Annotated in this window: 1 pseudogene; it reads left to right on the forward strand. The window is 58.7% G+C overall.

Annotated elements, in window-relative coordinates:
* Window positions 1-490, forward strand: a pseudogene (locus HV477_RS27975) (hypothetical protein); the annotation flags it as partial.
* Window positions 491-600: the final 110 nt, after the last annotated feature.

The following is a 600-nucleotide window of genomic DNA, read 5'->3' on the forward strand; positions in this document are numbered from 1 at the left end:
CCCTGCCACGGTACGCGAATGTACCGAAATCCGCCTGCCATATGCACAGGAATGGCTGACCACGGAAGAATGCGCCGACCTGCTGACGTTCCTGAAAGCATCCGCTGACCGAGTATGTGAAATCGTCCGCCAGGATGCGCGGCGCATTGCGGCAGCGCTGGCGCCGTCCGGCGTGCCCCGTCTGCTGGAAAAGCGCATCGGGAACTGGCGGCTTCTGGCCGACGAATACGACCATGAGAACTGGCTCGATGCAGACGACGGGGACGAACTGGATAAGGTGCTGGATGCCATTCTTGTCCGCAATGCCCGTTTCTGCCCGGTACTGCTGACGCTGGTTAATGAGCAGGAAGAGGATATTGAAGGTTGCGGCGTGATGACTGACATTCTGCGTTTCCCGGGAGACCCCTGCCGCCGGTGGCTTGACCGCCGCGTACTCCGGGAAGTGGTGAACGAAGCCCGGAGTATCAGCCAGGTGAGCGATAAGCATTAAGCGATAAGCTGTAAACGGTAACGGGTGAGAGAAGGGGAGGCGAATCCCTTCTCTTTTTTAGTTTTTCAGCCGGCGGCTGCGACGATGCCGGGGATGACAGGCAAAAATGA

This window comes from Salmonella sp. SG203 (genome assembly GCF_013350575.1).
Lineage (GTDB): Bacteria > Pseudomonadota > Gammaproteobacteria > Enterobacterales > Enterobacteriaceae > Salmonella > Salmonella enterica.